Origin of the sequence: Streptomyces sp. 351MFTsu5.1, from assembly GCF_000383655.1 — a bacterium.
Classification (GTDB): domain Bacteria; phylum Actinomycetota; class Actinomycetes; order Streptomycetales; family Streptomycetaceae; genus Streptomyces; species Streptomyces griseorubiginosus.
Window position 1 is genome coordinate 407,998 of record NZ_KB911783.1, and the last position, 20,487, is coordinate 428,484.

A 20,487-nucleotide genomic window follows, 5' to 3' on the forward strand; every position below is an offset into this window, starting at 1 on the left:
GGGTGGCTGGATACAGTGCACGGTATGTGGACCGAGCAGCAGCGGGAGCCGAGCCGGCGGGCGGCCGAGGGGTCCCGGCGCCGGGCCACCATCCACGACGTCGCGGAGCTGGCGGGGGTCTCCCGGCAGACCGTCTCGCGGGCCGTCAACGACAAGGGCGAGATAGATCCCGGCACCAAGGCACGGGTGCTGGAGGCCGTGCGGACGCTGGACTACCGGCCGAGCCGGTTCGCGCGCGGCTTGGTCCAAAAGGGCACGGTCACCGCGGGGCTGGTCATCCCGGATCTGATGAACCCGTTCTTTCCCGAGGTCGCGGCCGGGGTCCTGGAGGCCGCCGAGGAGCACGGCTGGCAGGTCGTGGTGTGGGACACCCGCACCGACGTGGACCGGGAGCGCGAGGCGCTCGCGGTGCTGGCGCACCAGGTGGACGCGGTGGTGGGCTACCTGAAGAACGACGACGAGGTGCTCGCCCGCCACCTCGGCGGGATGCCCCTCGTTTTGCTGGAACGCGGCCCCCGCCAGACCCGGTTCGCGGCCGTCGGGGTCGACGCCGACGCGGGGCTCCGGCAGGGCATCGCGCATCTGGTCCGGGCCGGGCACCGGCGGATCGGCATGCTCGACGGCGACCGGCCCGTCCCCGGCGCCCGCCGCGCGGCCTTCCTCGCCGAGGTCCGGCGGCACGGACTGCCGGTCGACGACAGCTGGATCGTGATGTCCGACCAGCACAGTGTGGCGGGCGGCGAGGCGGCCATGGACCGGCTTCTCGACGCCCGGCCGCAGGTCACCGCGGTGTTCGGCTTCAACGACCTCATCGCGGTCGGCGCGATGCGGGCCGCGCGGCGCCGGGGCCGCCGGGTGCCGGAGGATCTCGCCGTGCTGGGCTTCGACGGGCTCGCGCTGAGCGAACTGGTGGAGCCCGCCCTCACTACCCTGCACCTCGACAAGCGCCGGCTGGGCCGGCTGGCCGTCGAGCAGGTGGCCCGGCTGCGGGCCGGCGAGGAGCCGCTGACCGGCCCGGACGCGTGGCTGGTGCCGGAGCTGGTGATACGGGCCTCGGCCTGAACGCACCCCCGACGAACTCCGGCTCACCCGGCGCTGGGCGGGCGCCGGTTCGCGCGGTGCTGCTGGGTGCCGGCTCGTGCGGCTTCCACAAGCCGTGGCTCACACCGCCTGCTCCCGGCCGCCGTACCGGACGCCGAAGGCGAAGGAGCGGGTTCGGCCGGGTTCGAGGGCGAGGGCGGCGGCGTGCTCGGGGCGGTTGAAGGCGTCGGTCGTCGTCTCGACGGGTTCGAGGGCGATGGAGGCGCGGCGGTCGCGGGCCAGTGTGTCGCCGGTGAAGACGTGCATATAGCCGCTGTGCTGCCAGATCCGCAGTTCCTCGCCGGTCTCCGGGTCGGTCAGCACCGTCTCGATGCGGCCGTCGGGACCGGGGGTGAGGTCCGCGTAGCAGGCGTCGATGACCGCGTCGCCCAGCCGCCGTGGTGAGCGGAAGTCCATGTCGGGGCGCTCGTCCAGGGGGAGCCGGGCGTCCTCGCCGGGCAGTGGGATGAGGGCGGCGTCGGTACGGATCAGGGTGTCGGCGGGCACCCGCAGGGTCAGGTCGTCGATGGGGCGGGACAGGGTGAAGTAGGGGTGCCAGCCCGCCGCGTAGGGCGCGGTCGTCCCGCCCACGTTCGTCGCACCGATCTCGATGCCCACCTCGCGGGCGGTGACGGTGTAGGTGACGGTGAGGTCCAGGGCGTGGGGATAACCGGGGTGGCTGTCCGGCCGGATGCTCGTGCGCAGCAGCAGCCGGGCCGCGTCGGGTGTCGTGTCGGCTTCGGTGAGGACGAAGGGGGCCTCGCGGGCGAAGCCGTGGTAGATCAGCCGTTCGCCGTGGGTGCCGGGGAGCAGGTCGTGGTCGTGACCGGCGTAGCGGTAGCGGCCGTCGGCCACGCGGTTGGGGAAGGGGGCCAGCAGGCCGGCGCGTACGCCGTCCTGGGCCAGGAGTTCCTTCTCGTCGCGGTAGCCGTCGGTCAGCTCCTTGGGCTCGCCGCCGGCCTCGGGCGCGACCTGCCAGCTCAGCAGTGTCGCTCCGTGCAGGGCGACGACGGCGCGGGCGGAGCCGTCCGGCGCGGAGACGGTGAGGGCGGGTTCGCCGCCGAGGCGGCTCTCGGTGATCCGGTACTCGGCGGTCATTCCCGTCGCGTTCCCTTCAGCTCGCCTCGGGGGCGAGCTTCTTCGCGCCCGTCATGATGGCCACCGCGTCCTCCATGGAGTACGCGTCCGGGGTGATGACGCCGGCGCAGCCGCCGAGGCGCTGGATGTGGATGCGGTCGGCGACCTCGAACACGTTGGGCATGTTGTGGCTGATGAGGATGACGCCGAGCCCCTGGTCGCGCAGGTCGCGGACGAGCCGGAGGACCTGGCCGGTCTCGCGGACGCCGAGCGCGGCGGTGGGTTCGTCGAGGATGACGACCCGGCCGCCGAAGGCCGCGGTGCGGGCGACGGCGACCGACTGGCGCTGTCCTCCGGAGAGCGTCTCCACGGCCTGGTTGATGTTCTGGAGGGTGCCGATGCCGAGCCGCTTGATGTGGTCGGCGGCCTGCTTCTTCATCTCGCCGGTGTCGAGCATGCGGAACACCGAGCCGAGGATTCCCTTGCGGCGGATCTCGCGGGCGAGGAAGAGGTTGCTCGCGATGTCCAGGGCGGGCGAGACGGCGAGGGTCTGGTACACGGTCTCGATACCGGCGTCGCGGGCGTCCTGGGGCCGCTTGAAGCTGACCTCCTTCCCGTCGACCAGGAGGGTTCCCTGGTCCGGGACGAGCGCTCCGGACAGGCACTTGATCAGGGTGGACTTGCCGGCGCCGTTGTCGCCGATGACGGCGAGGACCTCGCCGGCGTGCAGGGTGAGGTCGACGTCGTTCAGGCCGACGACCCGGCCGAAGACCTTGACCAGGCCCTTGGCCTCGAGAACGGGGGCGGTGGCGGTCGTCACGACTTCACACTCCGGATCCACTGGTCGACGGAGACAGCCGCGATCACCAGGATGCCGACTGCGAGGACTTGGTAGTTGGGGTCGATCCCGGCCAGCGCGAGGCCGTTGACGAAGACCTGGACGATCAGCGCGCCGATCAGCGAGCCGAAGACCACCCCGCGTCCGCCGAAGAGGCTGGTGCCGCCGATCACGACGGCGGTGATCGACTGGAGGTTGGCGTTGAGGCCGCTGTTGGGGTCGCCGCCGCCGACCCGGCCGACGAGGATCCAGGCGCCCACGGCGATCGCGAAGCCGCCGACCATGTAGGCGCTCAGCAGCACCCGGTTGACGGAGATGCCGGCCAGTCGCGCGGCCTCGCTGTCGTCGCCGACCGCGTACAGGTGGCGTCCCCAGGCGGTGTACCGCAGGGCGTACCCGATCACGACGTACAGGGCGATCATGAGCAGGACGCCGTTGGTCAGGTTGAGCTGGCCCAGCGAGACCGTGTTGGCCGTCCACATCAGGATGTTGCCCGGTTGCAGGGCGACCGTCTGGCCCTTGGCGTAGATCAGGGTGATCGCGGTGAAGACGCTGAGGGTGCCGAGGGTGACGATGAACGGTGGGAGTTTGACCTTGGTCACCAGCAGGCCGTTGACGGCCTGGGCGGCGATCGCGACGACGGCCCCGGCCAGCAGCGCGAAGACGCCGGGCCAGTGGTTGTCCGCGACGAGCTTCGACATCAGCAGCGAGGAGAGCACCATCACCGCGCCGATCGACAGGTCGATGCCGGCGGTGAGGATGATGACCGTCTGCCCGACGGCGAGCGAGCCGATGACGGCCACCTGCTGGGCGATCAGCGAGAGGTTCTGCAACGCGTAGAAGCGCTCGTTCACCAGGGAGAACACGATGGCGGCGAGCACGAGGACGATCGCCGGGCTGAGGGCCGGCTGACGGTGCAGCACCGAGTGGATGCGCTGGCTGGGGGTGGCGGGCCTGTTGAGGAACTCCTCCGCCGGCGCCGGAGTGGCTTTCTCCACGTGGGTGGTCACAGGGGGTCCTTCCGGTGTTTTCCCTGGTACGGACTGATGAGCGGGGGCGGTGCGGCACCGTCACCGGTGCCGCACCCGCGGGGTGTCAGCTGCCCCAGCAGGCGGAGGCGGCCTGGGAGGGGGACTGCACGGTCAGCCCGTCCAGGGGCTTGGCGGCGACGAGGGCGGTACCGGTGTCGTAGAAGGACTTGCCGTTCGTCACGGAGGGCTTGCTGCCGCCGCGGGCCAGCTTGGCGATCGAGCTGACGCCGAGGGCGGCCATCTTGCCCGGGTACTGCACCGCGTCGGCCGCGAACTCGCCGCTGGTGACGTTCTTCAGGCCGGAGCAGCTGCCGTCGATCGCGAAGATCGCGGCCTGCTTCTCCTTGCCGGCCGCCTTGAGCGCGTTGTACGCGCCCTCACCGGCGGGCTCGTTGATCGCGTAGACGACGTTGATGTCCGGGTTGGCGGACAGGCAGTTCTCCATCGCGGTGCGGCCGCCGTCGATGGCGCCCTGGGTGGGCTGGTGACAGGCGACCTTGTACGTGCCGCCCTTGCCGCCGGTGTACGTGCCGGACTTGGCCTCCTTGCCGTTCTCGGTCTTGCTGCCGGGGTCGATCCCCATGCCCTCGAGGAAGCCGTGGTCGCGGTTGATGTCGACGGAGACGACCTGGTTGTTGAACAGGTCGAGCATGGCGATGACGGCCGGCTTGCCGTTCAGGGAGGCCGCCGCGTACTGGCCGATGAGCTTGCCGGCCTGCTCGTTGTCGGTGGCGTAGGTGATGTCCGCGGTGCTCGCCGGGTTGGGCGCGGTGTCGAGGGCGATCACGAAGAGACCGGCCTGCTTGGCCCGGCCGAGGGCGGCGTTCACGGCGTCGCCGTTGGTGGTGATGAGGATGCCCTTGTCGCCCCGCGATATCGCGTTGTCGATGGCGGTGATCTGGGTCTGGGTGTCGCCGTCGCTGGTGCCCGCGGCCACCGTGAGGCTCACGTTGTCCTTGCCGGCCTGGGCCTTGGCGTCCTTCTCCATGCTCACGAAGTACGGGTTGCTGAGGGTCTTCAGGATCAGCGAGACCCCGACCTTGCCGTCCCCGCCCGAGCCGGACGCGGAGGAGCTGGAGCCGGAGGAGCCGCAGGCCGCGAGCGTGGCGCCGAGGCACACCGTGACGCCGATCGCTGCCGCCCGGCTGCGCCGGCTGCGGCGGCTCGACATCTGGCTGGTGGAGAGGTTCATGGCGTGATCCCTTTCGGTGCCGTCCCGTGGCCGACGCTGAGACAACGTTGACTGGGCGAGATACTGGGCCTCTATGGACGGAGGCGTCAAGAGGCTGGTAGACATGCGTCCGCAACGAGTAGGTAACGCGAATCCGGTTGGAGACAACGATGACTCAGGGCGAGGCGCCGGCCCGGTCCACCCGCAGCCGCCCCACCATGCGTGAGGTCGCGGCGCTGGCCGGAGTCGCCATCAAGACCGTCTCCCGGGTGTTCAACGGCGTCCCCACCGTCGATCCGGCGATCGTCACCAGGGTCCGCGAAGCCGCCGACCAACTGGGCTACCGGCCGAACCTCACGGCGAGCAGTCTGCGCCGCGGGGACGGTCGTACGGCCACCATCGGCATGCTCGTCGAGGACGCCGCGAACCCCTTCTCGGCCGCCCTGACCCGCACCGTGGAGAACGTGGCCCGGGCCCGCGGAGTGCTGGTCCTCGTCGGCAGCCTGGACGAGGACCCGGCCCGGGAACGGGAGTTGGCCCAGGCGCTGGTCGACCGCCGGGTCGACGGACTGGTGATCGTCCCGGCCGGCCGGGACCAGAGCTACCTGATCAACGAGCAGCGCACCGGCACCCGGATGGTCTTCGTCGACCGCGAGGCCGGCCACCTCGACGCGGACGCGGTCGTCTCCGACAACCGCCAGGGCGCCCTCACCGCCGTGGAACACCTGATCAAGGCGGGCCACCGCCGGATCGCCTACCTCGGTGACCGCCCCACCATCCCGACCGCCGCCCAGCGCTTCGACGGCTACCGGCACGCGCTGGAGGTCGCGCACCTGCCCTACGACGAGGCGATCGTCCAGCAGGTCCCGGCCGGCGAGGAGGCCGCCGTGGCCGCCACGAAACGGCTGCTGGAGCTGCCCGATCCGCCCACGGCACTGTTCACCAGCCAGAACCTGGTCACCATAGGAGCCCTGCGCGCCCTGCGCGCCCTCGGGCTCCAGGACACCGTCGCCCAGGTCGGCTTCGACGACTTCCCGCTGGCCGACATCCTCAACCCGGGCATCTCCGTCATCGCCCAGGACGTCGAGGAAGTGGGCAGAAGGGCCGCCGAGATGCTCTTCCACCGTCTCGACGGCGACGAGTCGCCCACCCGCACCGTCACCGTGCCGACCCGGCTGATCGAGCGGGGCTCCGGCGAGATCCCGGCCGGAGGACCCCGCCATGACTGACGCCGCCCAAGTCCCCGCACAGCCCCCGGCCGTGACCGTGATCGGCGAGGCGCTCATCGACCTCGTCCAGCTCGACGCCCCCGGCGACTACCGCGCCCGCCCCGGCGGCAGCCCCTTCAACGTCGCCATCGGCCTCGCCCGGCTCGGCCACCGCACCGCGCTCATGGCACGGCTCGCCGACAACACCTTCGGCCGGCTGCTGCGCACGCACGCCGCCGCCGAGGGCGTCGACCTGGCCTACGCCCCGCGGGCCACCGAGCCCACCACCCTCGCCGTGGTCTCCATGGACCCGCAGGGGCGGGCGAGTTACGACTTCTACCTGGACCGCACCGCCGACTGGCAGTGGACCGAGGCGGAGACGGCCCTCGCCCCACGGGACACCGCCGTCCTGCACTTCGGCTCGGTCGCGTCCTGGACGCCCCCGGCCGAGGAGCACGTCCACGCCGTGGCCCGGCGCCTGCGCGCCACGGGCACGACACTGATCAGCTACGACCCCAACGTGCGCCCCGCTCTCCTCGGTGACCCGGACCGCGGCAGACAGGCCGTCGAACGCGGCGTCGCCGCCGCCCACCTCGTCAAGGCCAGCCGCGAGGACGTCGAGTGGCTGTACCCGGACACCCCGATCGAGGAGATCGCCGCGCGCTGGCTGGACCTGGGCGCGCTGCTGGTCGTCGTCACCGACGGACCGGACGGCGCCCACGCCTTCCGTGCCGGCGCGGAGAGCCTGAGCCGTCCCGGCCGCAAGGTGGCGGTGGTCGACACCGTCGGCGCGGGCGACGCGTTCACCGCGGGACTCCTCGGCTCACTGATCCGCCACGGACTGCACACCCCGGGGGCGCTGGCCACGGCCGACCCGGGCGTCCTGCGGATCGCCGTGGACGACGCGGTCCTGGTGTCCGCCCTGACCTGCGAACGCCAGGGCGCCGACCCGCCCACCGCACGACCCCGCCCCGCGCTGCTCGCCCAGGCGCCGCTGGAGGCGACGGATCTGACGTTCGCGGACGGCGACCGCCGTGTGACCGCGGGGTTGTGAGGCGCTGCTGCCGATGCAGCAGGCCGAAGGGTGTTGCCAGGTGCTCTCGCCGCCTCGCAACACCCCTGACGCGACAGGTCACTTCCAGATGGAGGCCAGCTGCCACACCTTCAACCGGCTGAGCGTTGCCGTGCCGTTGTCCGCGAAGACGCCGATGCCGGTGCCGGCCGGATCCGGGAAGATCTGGTCGGTGAGGACCACCTGCTCGCCGGAGGCGTTCTCGGCGTAGACCTCCACCGAGGAGTTGTCGACGAGGACATGCAGCTTCAAGGGGCTGCCGCCGAGGGCCAGCGGGGCGCGCTCGATGCCGGCGAAGGCCGGGTCGAAGTCCGTCGCCCCCGAGGCGGTGCGGTCCAGGTAGACCTCACCGGTGGTGGTGTCGTAGCCGATCCGGGTGCGCTGGGCGCCGCCGGTGCGTACGTCGAGACCGAAGCGTTCGGCGGTGCCGGGGGTGAGCGTGGCGTCGAGTTCCACGGTGCCGCCGCGCACCCCGAGTTGCTCGGCGGCGCTGCCGACCGTCCTGGCCGGGATGTCGGTGGCGGCCCCGCGCAGCGTCTTCAGCTCGCCGACCGGCTGCTGGACCAACTGGATCCTGCCGCCGATGGTCTTCAGGGAGAGCTGACGGGGGAACGTGTCGGCGCTGCGCCACGGGCTGGTGGGGATGGCCTGCCCGTAGTTCCAGTTGTTCATCCAGGCGATCATGACGCGCCGGCCGTCCGGAGCGTCGGTGAAGCTGTTGGCGGCGTAGAAGTCCTGGCCGTAGTCGAGCCAGTGGGCACGCTGGAGGACGGACCGGGCGGGTGCCGCGGCGACGGTGAAGTCGTCGGCGAGGACGTGTCCCCAGCCGCCCGTGTTGGCGTCGACGATCTGGATCTGGACCTTCTTCCCCTTGTAGGCGGTGGTGTTGAAGGAGGCCCAGTCCAGGTTCTCGGAGTCGGATCCGGTGACGCTCTGCACGACCTTGCCGTCCACGAGCAGGTTGACGCCGGTCTCGGCGGAGCGCGGCTGGGCCTGGGTGTCGGAGAGGACCACCTGGTCGAGGTTGATGTGACCCCAGCCGCCGGTGCCGGCGTCCACGACCCTGATCCGGGCCTGCTTGCCCTGGAGGTCGGACAGGTCCCAGGAGGCCCAGTCCAGGGCCTCGGTGTCGGCGCCGGTCGCGGAACGGACCACCTGGCCGTCGACGAGGAGCTCGACCGCCGTGGGGGAACCGGAGCTGACGCCGTGATAGCCGCCGCCGACGAGGAAGTCCAGGTACTTCCTGTCGATCGTGAAGGCCGGTGAGGTGAGCGTGCCGGTGGCGGTGTCCCCGCCCAGAAAACTGTTGACGAGACCGTGGCCCAGATAGCCGGAGACCTGCTGCTGGCCGGACAGGGTGCCCTGGGCCGGTCCGGTGCCGAAGGCGTCGCCGGTGGTGGTCCAGTCGCCGATGGGACTGGAGTAGGTGCCGCCCTCGAAGTCGGCGAGTGTCTCGCCGGCCGGGACGGTCTGCGCGCCCAGGACGGAGCCGGGCCGGTAGGGGTGCTTGCCGCCGCCGACCCGGAAGTTGACGTAGTCGCCGGTGACGGTGAACGCGGGCGAGGTCAGCGTGCCGGTGGCGGCGTCCCCGCCGTGGAAGCTGTCGGCGAACGCCCGGCCGCCGAAGCCGGTCACCGCGCTCTGGCCGTCCAGGGCACCCGTCGCCGGCCCGGTGCCGAACGCGCTGCCGGAGGCCGTCCAGTCCCCGAACGAACCGGACTCGAAGTCCTGGAGGGCGGTACCGGCCGGGGCGGTGTACGGCCCGCTGTCGTCGGCGGTGAACTCAGTGCCGTCGAAGTCGCCGACGAAGTACTGGGCGCCCGAACCGCCCGCGATGGCACCGGGGTTGAGGTTGACCGCCAGCACCCACTTGGTCTTCTTCGCGTCACCGTCCACGGGCAGCGGGAACAGGTCGGGGCACTCCCACACCCCGCCGGTCGCGCCGGCCGGACCGAAGTCGCTCAGATGGCTCCAGTGCTTCAGGTCGGCCGAGCTGTAGAACGAGATCCTGTGCTGGTCGGAGAGGGCCACCGCCATCAGCCAGCTGCGGGTGGGCGCGTACCAGAACACCTTCGGATCACGGAACTCGGTCGAACCCAGGTCGAGGACCGGATTGCCGGAGTACTTCGTCCAGGTGGTGCCGCCGTCGGTGCTGTAGGCGAGGGACTGCCGCTGGATGCCGTCGGACTTCACCAGGCTCGTGTACACGGCGACCAGCGGGGGGTTCTTGGCGGTGCCGAAACCGGTGGTGTTGTTCGTGTCCAGCACCACGCTGCCGGAGAAGACCATCTCGTCGGCGTCCTGCGGGATGGCGACCGGGAGTTCCTTCCAGTGCACCAGGTCGGTGCTGACCGCGTGGCCCCAGGACATGTTGCCCCAGGTGTCGCCCGACGGGTTGTACTGGAAGAACAGGTGGTACCGGCCCTTGTAGTAGATGAGCCCGTTGGGGTCGTTCATCCAGTTCTGGGCCGGGGTGAAGTGGAACTGGGGCCGGTAGGGCTCCTGGTGGAGCGGGGCGGCGGAGGCCGGGGACGCGACGATCAGGCCGAGCCCGGACAGGGCGGCCAGCGCGGTGAGCAGTCTGCGGCGCGTACGAGGCGATCGGGACATGGTGCTCCTTACGGGCAGGCGGGTGCGGCGCGGCCGTGGGGGACCGGCCCACGCCAGGTGCGGGTGGGGGCAGGGCACCGCCAGGCCTCGTCCAAGGCCGTGGGCGGGCCCGCCCGTCGGGGGGAGCGGCGTCGAGAGCTTCCAGCCGATGTCTGGAAACGTTTCGCCGCAAGGTACGGCTGGGCTCACCCGGTGTCCAGACTCTGGGCAGCACATAGGTTCCGTGTGAGGATGGGGCAGCGCTGTCAGCAGCCGCGCATCCGGAGGTGAAAACGTTGCCAACCTCGCAGAACGACACCGGCAGGCGGTCGGCGACGATGCGTGACGTCGCGACCATGGCCGGGGTCGGTATCGCCACCGTCTCCCGGGTCGTCAACGGCAAGCCCGGAGTCACTCCGGACCTGGCGGAGAAGGTGACGCGCGCCGCCGAACTGCTCGGCTACCGGCACGACATGACGGCCAGCAGCCTGCGCAGGGCCGACCGCCGCACCCACACCCTCGGACTGATCCTCGAGGACGCCGCCAACCCGTTCTCCGCCGCCCTGCACCGCGCGGTCGAGGACGCCGCCGCCGAGCGAGGTGTGCTGGTGCTCGCCGGCTCCACCGACGAGGACCCCGTCAGGGAGCGCGGTCTCGTGCGCACGTTCACCGCGCGCCGGGTCGACGGCCTCATCGTGGTGCCCACCGGACTGACCGACACGGATCTCGACGCGGCCCGGGGCGCGGGCACCCCCGTCGTGTGCGTGGACCGGCCCACGAGCGTGCGGGAGGTGGACACCGTGACGGTGGACAACCGCGCGGGCGTGCGCGCGGCGGTCGGGCGGCTGCACGCGGCGGGACACCGGCGCATCGCCTTCCTGGGAGACCTCCCCACCATCTGGACCGCCGAGGAGCGCCACGCCGGATTCGTCGAAGGGCTCGCTGAAACGGGCTCCGTCCTGCACCCGGCGCTCGTACGGCGCGCGGTCCACGGCGTGGAGGCCGCCCAGGAGGCAACCCGGGAACTCCTCGCCCTGCCCCGGCCGCCCACCGCGCTCGTCTCCGGCCAGAACCTCGTGACCGTCGGCGTCCGCAAGACCCTCCAGGACCTGCGACGTCAGCACGACGTGGCACTGATCGGCTTCGACGACCTGCCCTTCGCCGACCTGCTCGACCCCGGCATCTCGGTGATCGCCCAGGACCCGGTCGCCATCGGCCGTGCGGCCGCGACCCTGCTGTTCGACCGCGTCGACGGCGACCCCGGACCCGCCCGCCACCGAGTGCTGACGACGCGCTACCTGGCCCGCGGTTCCGGAGAACTGCCGGGGCCCGGCGGGGGCTGACAGGCGCGCAGGGCGGGCGGTGCGCCGCGCTCACCCCGGTCCGGCGCCAGGGCCCGTTCGATACCGTACGGAGGGAGTCCCCGGTTCGCGAGGAGTATCTGGATGACCCAGGCCAGGGCCATGCGTGCGGACGCTCGGCGCAACTACGAGCGGCTGCTCAAGGCCGCCGCGGAGGCCTTCGCCGAGCACGGGGAGGGCGCGTCGCTCGACGACATCGCCAAGCGGGCGGGAGTGGGGTCGGGGACCCTCTACCGGCACTTCCCGACGCGGCGGGCCCTGCTGGAGGCGGCGTACGTGGACCGCGTCGAGGGGCTCGCCCGACGCGCCGACGAGCTCGCGGAGCGGTTGCCGCCGGGGGAGGCGCTGACGGAGTGGCTGTACGAGCTGTGCGTCGGGACGATCCAGGTGCGGGGGCTGGGCGCGCTGCTGGGATCTGCGATGACGGCGACGGACGGCGGCGTCACGCCGACGGTGTGCGGGACGCATGTGCGGGGGGCGGCGGAGCGGTTGGTGGCGGCGGCGCGGGGGGCGGGTTCGGTGCGGGGGGATGTGGAGCCGGTGGAGTTGCTCCGGCTGGCCCATGGGGTGGCGGGGGCGGCGGAGTTGGGTGGTGGGGGTGGGGGGTCGATCCGGCGGTATCTGACGCTGCTGATGGAGGGGTTGCGGGCGTAGGGCCTGAGGGGGTGCCTCGCTGCGTCGTCTGGCGGGTGCGGGTGCGTCGTGGCTTGTCGCGCAGTTCCCCGCGCCCCTGAGTGGGTGCAGTCAAGGCATGCCTAGCTGTACCCACCGCTTTTAGGGGCGCGGGGAACTGCGCGACAAGCCCCCGCCGGCCCGCAGCCGAACGACTACCTCAAAGTGCCTGGGCCGCCGGCTTCACCATCCCCCTCACCGTGCGGGACTTCACGAAGTCGCCCATCGCCGTCATCTCCCACTCGCCGGAGAACTGGCGGATCAGCTTCGCCATCATGACCCCCGTCTGCGCCTCCGCGCCGGTGAGGTCGAAGCGGACCAGTTCCTCTCCGCTCGCGGCGTCGATGAGGCGGCAGTACGCCTTGGCGACCTCGGTGAACTTCTGGCCGGAGAAGGAGTTGACCGTGAAGACGAGGCCGGTGACCTCCTGGGGCAGCCGGCCGAGGTCCACGACGATCACCTCGTCGTCGCCGCTGCCCTCACCCGTGAGGTTGTCGCCCGAGTGCTTGATCGCGCCGCCGACGATGGACAGCTTGCCGAAGTAGCAGCTGTCGATGTGGTTGCGCTGCGGGCCGTAGGCGATGACCGACGCGTCGAGGTCGATGTCCTTGCCCCGGAACGCCGGTTCCCAGCCGAGGCCCATCTTGACCTGGGAGAGCAGCGGACGGCCGCCCTTGACCAGGGACACGGTCTGGTTCTTCTGGAGGCTGACCCGCCCCTTGTCGAGGTTGATCTTCCCGGTCCCCGGAGCGGGGGCGGGCGGGGCCGGGGGAGCGGCGGGGGCCGGGGTCTGCACGGTCGGGGCGGGCGGCGGAGCGACGGGCTGCGGGGGAGCGACGGGCTGCGGCGGAGCCGCGTGTTGGGGCGGGGCCACCGGTTGCTGCGGGGCCACCGGCGCCGGCGGCGGCTCCTCCACGGTCACGCCGAAGTCCGTCGCGATGCCCGCCAGCCCGTTCGCGTACCCCTGCCCGACCGCCCTGGCCTTCCAGGCGCCGTTGCGCAGGTAGATCTCGACGACCACCAGCGCTGTCTCGGTGCCGAGCTGCGGGGGCGTGAACGTGGCCAGGACGGAGGTGTCGTCCGCGTTGCGGATCGTGGCCGTCGGCTCGATGCCCTGGAAGGTCTGCCCTGCCGCGTCCGGGCTCGCGGTGACGACGATCTTCTCGATGCCCGGCGGGAGAGCCGCCGTGTCGACGGTGATCGCGTCGGGGGATGTGCCGCCGCCCGAGCGGTAGGTCACTCCCGGCCCGGACGGCTGGTTGTAGAAGATGAAGTCGTCGTCGGAGCGCACCTTGCCGTCGGCGGTGAGCAGCAGGCCCGACACGTCGAGCCGCACCGGCGCGGAGACGTCCACCGTCACACGGGTGACGGGGAGGGGGATGTTCGAGCCCGGGGTCATAGCTGTCATGCCCGGTGAACGACCGACGCCGCTTTACCGTTCCCTTAATCTTCCACGACACCCCACCGGCCTACGGCACCCCCACCGGCCCCCCGCTTCACCGCCTACGGCACCACCACGATCTTCCGGCCCACCCCCGCCGCGAACTGCTCCAGCGCCTGCGGATAGCGGTCCAGGGGGAGCCGGTCGCTGATGAAGACCTCCGGGTCGAGGACCCCCGTCGCGAACAGCTCCGCCGCCCGCTCGAAGCTGTGCAGGACGGCCATCGAGCCGGTGATGGTGATCTCCTGGTTGTAGACGCGGTACGGGTCGATCGTCACCCGGGTCGCGTAGTCGGCCACCCCGAACTGGAGGAAGGTGCCCGCCTTGGCCACCCGGTCCAGGCCGTCCTGGATCGCCGCCGCGTTGCCCGTCGCGTCGATCACCAGGTCCCAGCCCTGCGGACGGTCCAGCTCGTCGGGGTTCGCCGCGGATTCCGAGACGCCGAGCTTGCGGGCCGTCTCCAGCCGGGCCGGGTTCACGTCCACCACGTCCACGCTCGCCGCGCCGGTCCGCTTGGCCAGCTCCAGCATCATCAGGCCCATCGTCCCCGAGCCGTAGATCAGCACATGCGCGCCGAGGCGGCTGCGCAGGACGTCGTATCCCCGGACCGCGCAGGAGAGCGGTTCCACCAGCGCCGCGTCCTGGGTGCGGACGTGCTCGGGCAGCCGTACGCAGTTGGCCACCGGCGCGACGGCGAACTGCGCCGCGCCGCCGCCCGTGGTCACGCCGATCGCGGCCCAGCGTTCGCAGAGGTTGTTGTGGCCCGTACGGCAGTAGCGGCACTCGTGGCAGTACAGGGACGGGTCGACGGCCACCCGGTCGCCGACCGCCAGCTCGGTGACCCGGGTGCCGACCCCGACCACCTCGCCCGCGAACTCGTGGCCCGGCACGATCGGCAGCTGGGGGGCGAACTCGCCCTGGAGGATGTGCAGATCGGTGCCGCACAGGCCGCACGCGGCGACCTCGACGACGACCTCGCGCGGGCCCGGCGTCGGGTCCGGGACCTCGGTGACGACGGCACGGCCCACGGACTCGATGACGGCGGCCTTCATTTCACGGCTCCCAGAGACAGGCCCTGGACCAGTTTGTCCTGGGCGGCGAACCCCGCGGCGAGCACCGGCAGGGAGATCACGAGCGACGCGGCGCACACCTTCGCCAGGAACAGCCCCTGGCTGGTGATGAAGCCGGTCAGGAACACGGGAGCGGTCTCGGCGACCACGCCGGTGAGCACCCTCGCGAACAGCAGTTCGTTCCAGCTGAAGATGAAGCAGATCAGGGCCGTCGCCGCGATGCCCGGCAGGGCGATGGGGGCCACCACGCGCGCGAGGACCGTCGGGAGCCTCGCGCCGTCCACCCGCGCCGCCTCGATCACCGCGACCGGGACCTCGGCGAGGAAGGACTGCATCATCCAGACCGCGATCGGCAGGTTCATCGACGTGTAGAGGATGACCAGCAGCCAGATGTTGTCGAGCATGCCGGTGTTCTTCGCGAACAGGTAGATCGGCAGCAGACCCGCCACCACCGGCAGCATCTTGGTGGACAGGAAGAAGAACAGGACGTCCGTCCACTTCCGCACCCGTCGGATCGACAGCGCGTACGCCGCCGGGAGCGCAAGGAGCAGGACGAACAGGGTCGAAGCCACCGACGCCACCAGCGAGTTGGCCAGCGCCGGCCAGGGGCTGGCGCCGCCGCCCGTGCCGAAGAAGTCGCGGTAGCCGTCGAGGGTGAGGGCGGCGCCGAAGGAGGGCGGGTTGGTGGCCGCGTCGGCCTCGGAGTGGAAGGACGTCAGGGCCATCCAGGCGATCGGGAGGAAGAACATGATCCCCAGGAGCCAGGCCAGCAGGCCGAGACCGTTGCGGCGCAGGACCTTCATGCGCGCGACACCTCCTCGCGGAACAGGGACGACACGACGCGCAGGGCGAAGGTCGCGATGATGATCGAGCCGATGACGACCAGGACGCCGGCCGCCGAGGCGAGGCCGTTCTCATGGGCCTGGTAGAAGCTCTGGTAGACGGTGTACGGCAGGTTGGCGGTGCCCAGGCCGCCGGACGTGATCGTGAAGACCGCGTCGAAGTTCTGGACGATGTAGATCGAGCCGAGCAGGGCGCCCAGCTCCAGGTAGCGGCGCAGGTGCGGGAGCGTCAGGTAGCGGAAGATCTGCCAGTCGCTCGCGCCGTCCACCCGCGCGGCCTCCATCTGCTGCTGGTCACGGCTCTGGAGACCGGCCAGCAGGATGAGCATCATGAACGGCGTCCACTGCCAGATGAGGGAGGCCTCCACCGCGAGCAGCGGGGTGTTGGAGATCCAGTCCGGCTGTGGACCGCCCACGTAGTGCAACAGCCCGTTGAACAAGCCGTATTCGGGGTTGTAGAGCACATGTTTCCAGAGCAGCGCGGCCGCCACCGGTACGACCAGGAACGGGGCGATCAGCAGCGTCCGGACCACTCCGCGACCGCGGAACCGCCTGTCCAGGAGCAGCGCCAGGAGGAGCCCGAGGGCCAGGCTGACCAGGACCACCGTCACCGTCAGCAGGACCGTCGTCCACACCGAGTGGCGCAGGTCCGCGTCGGTGAGGACCTCCTTGTAGTTGTCGACCCCGGTGAAGTGACGGGCCTTCGGATAGAGCGAGTTCCAGTCGAAGAAGGAGATCACCACCGTGGCCACGAACGGCAGTTGGGTGACCACGATCATGAAGACCAGGGCGGGCAGCAGCGGGGCCCGGGTGGCCCAGGCGCGCAGCCGGTTCGAGGGCTGCCGCACGGTACGTACGCTCTCGGTGGCCAGTGGGGCCGTCGTTGTCGCGGTCATCGTCCCTCGTACTCCTCGGAGATCTTCTCGGCGAGCTGCTGGGACTTGCTCAGGGCCGACTCGACGGACTGGCGTCCGGCGATGGCCGCGCTGATCTCCTGGGAGACCCGGGTGCCGAGGTCGGTGAACTCGGGGATGCCGACGAACTGGATGCCGGGCGCGGGACGCGGCTGCACCCCCGGGTCGTTCGGCCGCGCCTGCTCGATGGCCTCCTTGGTCATCTCCTGGAAGGAGGCGGCCGACTTGCGGTACTCCGGGTTCGTGTACGTCGAGGCGCGCTTGCCCGCCGGGACGTTGGACCAGCCGATCTTGTCGCCGACCAGCTGCTCGTACCGCTTGCCGGACGCCCAGGAGACGAACTTCCAGGCGTTGTCGGGATTGCGGGACGCTTTCTGGATGCCCCAGGCCCAGGTGTAGAGCCAGCCGGAGGACTCGGTCCGCTCGACGGGGGCGGGGGCGTAGCCGAGCTTGCCCCTGACCGGGGAGTCGGCCGCCTCCAGCAGACCGGCGGCGCTGGTGGCGTCGTACCACATGGCGACCTTGCCCTGGGTCATGTTGTTGAGGCACTCGGCGAAGCCGGACTGGGCGGCGCCGGACTCGCCGTGCGCGCGCACGAGGTCGACGTAGAACTTGGTCGCCTTCTCGAAGGCGGGGGAGTCCAGCCGGGCCTTCCAGTCCTTGTCGAACCAGGTGCCGCCGAAGGTGTTCACGACCGTGGTGAGCGGGGCCATGACCTCGCCCCAACCGGGCAGCCCGCGCAGGCAGATGCCCTTCATCCCGGACTCGGCGCCGTCCGCCTTCGCCGCCAGGTCGGCCACCTGGGTCCAGGTGGGGTGGGCCGGCATGGTCAGGCCCTTCTTCGCGAAGACGTCCTTGCGGTACATCAGGAAGGAGGACTCGCCGTAGAAGGGCTGGCCGTAGAGCTTGCCGTCGTCGCCGGTCAGGGACTGGCGCATCGGCTTCAGGATGTCCTGTTCGTCGTACGCCGGGTCCTTGGCGACGTACGAGTTCATCTCGTGCAGCCAGCCGTTGCGGGCGTAGATGGGGATCTCGTAGTTCGACAGGGTCGCCACGTCGTACTGGCCGGCCTGGTTGGCGAAGTCCTGGCTGATCTTGTCGCGGACGTCGTTCTCGGGCAGGACGGTGAAGTTGACCTTGATGCCGGTCTCCTCGGTGAAGCGCGGGGCGAGCTTCTGGAGTTCCGTCATCTGGGAGTTGTTGACCATCAGGACGTTGACGGAGGTGCCGCCCGACCCGGTCCCGCCCGCTCCGACCCAGCAGCCGGAGAGCAGCGGGGCGAGCAGCGTCCCTGCGGCGGCCAGGGCGAGCGTGGCTCGCGGTGGCCGTCGTCGGCTCGGGGTTCGCATGGATCGCTCCTGGACATAGAGGGATATAAGGGGCACTGATTGTCGTAAGTGGCCCCATAAGGAAGTCAGTTCGGAAATCAGACCCGGATGACCTGTGGGCCCAGCAGGGAGTAGCGATGGGCCTCGGCCGACGGCAGCAGCGGGCTGGTCACGATCGCCTCCAGCGCGCCGATCTCCGCGAACCGGCAGAAGCTGACCGCGCCGAACTTGGTGTGCACGCCCGCGAACACCGTGCGGCGCGCGGCCCGGATGGCCTGCGCCTTGACCTCGCCGACCGCGGGGTCGGGGGTGGTGAGGCCGTGTTCGCGGGAGATGCCGTTGGCGCCGATGAAGGCCAGGTCCAGGACGAACCCGGCCAGCATCTTCGTCGTCCAGTGGTCGACGGTGGCCAGGGTGCCGGCCCTGACCCGGCCGCCGAGCAGCAGGACGGAGGTGTTCTCGGCCCCGGCCAGGGCGCCGGCGACCGGCAGGGAGGCGGTGACCACGGTCAGCGGCCGGTCCCGGGGCAGGGCCTCGGCGATGAGCTGCGGGGTGAAGCCCTCGTCGACGAAGACCGTCTCGGCGTCCCCGACCAGCTCCGCCGCGGCGGCCGCGACCCGGCGCTTCTCGGGCACGTGGCTGGTGGCGCGGAAGGCCAGCGTCGTCTCGAAACCGGCGCTCTCCACGGGGTAGGCGCCGCCGTGCGTACGGCGGACCAGGCCGTGGTCCTCCAGGGCGCGGAGGTCTCGCCGCACGGTCTCCTTGGCGACGCCGAGTTGGGCGGCGAGGGTGTTGACGTCGACGGCGCCGGTGGTGCGGGCGGTGCGGACGATGTGCCGCTGGCGTTCTTCCGCGGTACTGGTCATTCGGTCACCCGCCCTCCTGTCGTGCGGTGCCCGTTCGGGCCGTCTGGAGGAAGTTGTACAGCGGGTGGGTGGTGGTGACCAGGTCTGTTGCGGGGGTGATCCTGTCCGTGTGTGCCCGTTCGGGCGGGACCGCGCCTGCTGGGGTGGAGGGTGCGGTCGTGCGGCGACTGCGGGTCCGTTGTGGCTGGTCGCGCAGTTCCCCGCGCCCCCGGTCGTGCGCTGTCGCGCTACGACCGATGAGCCGCTGCCGTGCCCGGATAGGGATGCGGGCGGGCCCGTTCGGTGCCCGCCCGCCCTCGTGACGGCTGAATCAGTGCGGCCAGATCGGCGGGTCCGTCACGAAGTGGCCGCCCAGGTATGCGTGGGCCTCCACGCCCTCCTCGAGGTCGCCCTGGTCGGCGATCAGCTTCTCCGCGTAGGGCTCGGAGTCGTCCTGGGGGTCGTAGCCGAGGGCGCGTGCGCTGCTCAGGTCCCACCACAGGCGGGTGTTGGCCGAGGAGCCGTAGACCACGGTGTGGCCGACCTCCTCGGCGGTCAGGGCCGCGTGGAAGAGGCGGGCGCCGTCGGCGGGGCTCATCCACAGGGAGAGCATGCGCACGCTGGTCGGCTCCGGGAAGCAGGAGCCGATGCGGACCGACACGGTCTCCAGGCCGTGCTTGTCCCAGTAGAACTGTGCGAGGTCCTCGCCGAAGGACTTGGACAGGCCGTAGAAGGTGTCCGGGCGGTGCGGGGTGTCGACGGGGATGAGGGGGTCCTGGCCGCGGGGGCGCGGGGTGTAGCCCACCGCGTGGTTGGAGGAGGCGAAGACGATCCGCGGGACGCCCTCGGCGCGCGCGGCCTCGTAGAGGTGGTAGGTGCCCTCGATGTTCGCCTTGAGGATCTTCTCGAACGGGGCTTCCAGGGAGATGCCCGCGAGATGGAGGATCGCGTCGACACCGCGCACGGCCTCGCGCACCGCGTCCCGGTCGGCGAGATCGGCGACCACCGCGTCCGGCTCGCCCTCGATCGGCCGCAGGTCGAGCAGGCGCAGCTCGTAGCCGTACGCGGGCAGGAGGTCCCGCATCAGGGTTCCCAGGCCGCCGGCGGCGCCGGTGAGCAGGACGGTGCGGGGAGCGGGCATCCTCGGATCTCCTTGAACGGCCTCATCGGTGCACAGTATTCACATGCGTGGACAAGCTAGGGATTGGGTCTTGGCTTCGTCAAGGGTAGCGTGGTGTGCGTTCAGAAATATAAACTCTGATCAGTATTCTGCATGTCGTTCTAGGGAGAGCCTGTGACGTCGTCCGCCGACCTCGCCCATCGACTCGGCATCCCGAGCGGGCCGCTGTTCTTCCCCGTCACCCCCTACGGCCCGGACGGATCCGTCGACCTCGGTGTGTACCGCGCGCACGTACGCCAAGGCGTGGACGCCGGGGCCGCGGCCGTGTTCGCGTGCTGCGGCACCGGGGAGTTCCACGCGCTCACGCCCGAGGAGTTCCAGGACTGCGTCCGCGCGGCCGTGGCGGAGACGGCCGGGCGGGTGCCGGTCGTCGCGGGCGCCGGATACGGCACCGCGCTCGCCGTACGGTATGCCCGGCTCGCCGCGGCGGCCGGGGCCGACGGACTGCTCGCCCTGCCGCCCTACCTGGTGGTCGCCGGGCAGGAGGGACTGCTGCGGCACTACCGCGAGGTGGCCGCCGCGACCCCGCTCCCGGTGATCGTCTACCAGCGCGACAACGCCGTGTTCACCCCGGAGACCGTCGTCGGACTGGCCCGCACCGAGGGGATCATCGGCCTCAAGGACGGCCTCGGCGACCTCGACCTGATGCAGCGGACCGTGAGCGCGGTGCGCACCGAAGTGCCCGGTGACTTCCTCTACTTCAACGGTCTGCCCACCGCCGAGCAGACCCAGCTCGCCTACCGGGCCATCGGCGTCCCCCTGTACTCG

18 protein-coding genes are annotated in these 20,487 nt (G+C 71.2%); 6 read left to right on the forward strand and 12 right to left on the reverse strand.

All coding sequences use genetic code 11. The features are described from left to right. The first annotated feature begins 24 nt into the window (after positions 1–24). A complete protein-coding gene (locus H295_RS0122740) occupies positions 25–1,062 on the forward strand; it encodes a LacI family DNA-binding transcriptional regulator (RefSeq protein ID WP_020137659.1) in 1,038 nt (345 codons plus the stop codon). 99 nt (positions 1,063–1,161) lie between these two features. On the opposite strand, the gene H295_RS0122745 is transcribed toward H295_RS0122740, so the two are convergent. The 4 genes from H295_RS0122745 to H295_RS0122760 form a co-directional block, all read right to left on the reverse strand. Continuing rightward, the gene (locus tag H295_RS0122745; protein WP_020137660.1) at positions 1,162–2,178 is read right to left on the reverse strand and encodes an aldose 1-epimerase; all 1,017 of its coding nucleotides are present in this window, start codon (positions 2,176–2,178) and stop codon (positions 1,162–1,164) included. A gap of 16 nt (positions 2,179–2,194) precedes the next feature. Further along, a complete protein-coding gene (locus tag H295_RS0122750; RefSeq protein ID WP_020137661.1) occupies positions 2,195–2,977 on the reverse strand; it encodes an ATP-binding cassette domain-containing protein in 783 nt (260 codons plus the stop codon). After that, positions 2,974–4,005 carry an ABC transporter permease gene (locus tag H295_RS0122755; protein WP_020137662.1) on the reverse strand — a complete coding sequence of 344 codons (1,032 nt, stop codon included), beginning with the start codon at positions 4,003–4,005 and terminating at the stop codon, positions 2,974–2,976. The genes H295_RS0122750 and H295_RS0122755 overlap by 4 nt, the downstream gene beginning before the upstream one ends. An 85-nt stretch (positions 4,006–4,090) precedes the next feature. Then, positions 4,091–5,218, reverse strand: a complete 1,128-nt coding sequence (locus tag H295_RS0122760) for a substrate-binding domain-containing protein (RefSeq protein WP_020137663.1) — start codon at positions 5,216–5,218, stop codon at positions 4,091–4,093. A gap of 149 nt (positions 5,219–5,367) precedes the next feature. Here H295_RS0122760 and H295_RS0122765 point away from each other — a divergent pair, with 149 nt between their 5' ends. After that, on the forward strand, positions 5,368–6,426 hold the full coding sequence (locus H295_RS0122765; protein WP_020137664.1) for a LacI family DNA-binding transcriptional regulator: 1,059 nt from the start codon (positions 5,368–5,370) through the stop codon (positions 6,424–6,426). Beyond that, positions 6,419–7,459 carry a carbohydrate kinase family protein gene (locus H295_RS43475; RefSeq protein ID WP_051135593.1) on the forward strand — a complete coding sequence of 347 codons (1,041 nt, stop codon included), beginning with the start codon at positions 6,419–6,421 and terminating at the stop codon, positions 7,457–7,459. Before H295_RS0122765 ends, H295_RS43475 begins: the two co-directional genes overlap by 8 nt. 78 nt (positions 7,460–7,537) lie before the next feature. On the opposite strand, the gene H295_RS0122775 is transcribed toward H295_RS43475, so the two are convergent. Beyond that, positions 7,538–10,087: a glycoside hydrolase family 32 protein gene (locus H295_RS0122775; RefSeq protein WP_020137666.1), complete on the reverse strand. Its 2,550-nt coding sequence runs from the start codon at positions 10,085–10,087 to the stop codon at positions 7,538–7,540. Positions 10,088–10,362: 275 nt separating this feature from the next. On the opposite strand from H295_RS0122775, the gene H295_RS0122780 reads away from it, so the two are divergent. Next, a complete protein-coding gene (locus H295_RS0122780; RefSeq protein ID WP_028809647.1) occupies positions 10,363–11,409 on the forward strand; it encodes a LacI family DNA-binding transcriptional regulator in 1,047 nt (348 codons plus the stop codon). A gap of 102 nt (positions 11,410–11,511) precedes the next feature. Beyond that, a complete protein-coding gene (locus tag H295_RS0122785) occupies positions 11,512–12,081 on the forward strand; it encodes a TetR/AcrR family transcriptional regulator (protein WP_020137668.1) in 570 nt (189 codons plus the stop codon). A gap of 178 nt (positions 12,082–12,259) precedes the next feature. Here the strand turns inward: H295_RS0122785 and H295_RS0122790 are convergent, their stop codons facing one another. The 7 genes from H295_RS0122790 to H295_RS0122820 form a co-directional block, all read right to left on the reverse strand. Then, positions 12,260–13,498: a TerD family protein gene (locus H295_RS0122790; protein ID WP_020137669.1), complete on the reverse strand. Its 1,239-nt coding sequence runs from the start codon at positions 13,496–13,498 to the stop codon at positions 12,260–12,262. A gap of 104 nt (positions 13,499–13,602) precedes the next feature. Next, complete coding sequence (locus H295_RS0122795) at positions 13,603–14,592, reverse strand: zinc-dependent alcohol dehydrogenase family protein (RefSeq protein ID WP_020137670.1); 990 nt, start codon at positions 14,590–14,592, stop codon at positions 13,603–13,605. Next, complete coding sequence (locus H295_RS0122800; RefSeq protein WP_020137671.1) at positions 14,589–15,413, reverse strand: carbohydrate ABC transporter permease; 825 nt, start codon at positions 15,411–15,413, stop codon at positions 14,589–14,591. Before H295_RS0122800 ends, H295_RS0122795 begins: the two co-directional genes overlap by 4 nt. Next, positions 15,410–16,348: a carbohydrate ABC transporter permease gene (locus H295_RS0122805; protein ID WP_020137672.1), complete on the reverse strand. Its 939-nt coding sequence runs from the start codon at positions 16,346–16,348 to the stop codon at positions 15,410–15,412. The genes H295_RS0122800 and H295_RS0122805 overlap by 4 nt, the downstream gene beginning before the upstream one ends. Continuing rightward, positions 16,345–17,715, reverse strand: coding sequence for an ABC transporter substrate-binding protein (locus H295_RS0122810; RefSeq protein ID WP_020137673.1), 1,371 nt, complete (start codon positions 17,713–17,715; stop codon positions 16,345–16,347). Before H295_RS0122810 ends, H295_RS0122805 begins: the two co-directional genes overlap by 4 nt. Positions 17,716–17,792: 77 nt before the next feature. Further along, positions 17,793–18,560 carry a DeoR/GlpR family DNA-binding transcription regulator gene (locus H295_RS0122815; protein ID WP_020137674.1) on the reverse strand — a complete coding sequence of 256 codons (768 nt, stop codon included), beginning with the start codon at positions 18,558–18,560 and terminating at the stop codon, positions 17,793–17,795. A 310-nt stretch (positions 18,561–18,870) separates the two neighbouring features. Further along, positions 18,871–19,680: an NAD-dependent epimerase/dehydratase family protein gene (locus tag H295_RS0122820; RefSeq protein ID WP_020137675.1), complete on the reverse strand. Its 810-nt coding sequence runs from the start codon at positions 19,678–19,680 to the stop codon at positions 18,871–18,873. Between the two features lie 153 nt (positions 19,681–19,833). Here H295_RS0122820 and H295_RS0122825 point away from each other — a divergent pair. Further along, the coding region (locus H295_RS0122825) for a 5-dehydro-4-deoxyglucarate dehydratase (protein WP_020137676.1) at positions 19,834–20,487 on the forward strand (654 nt) is incomplete at its 3' end.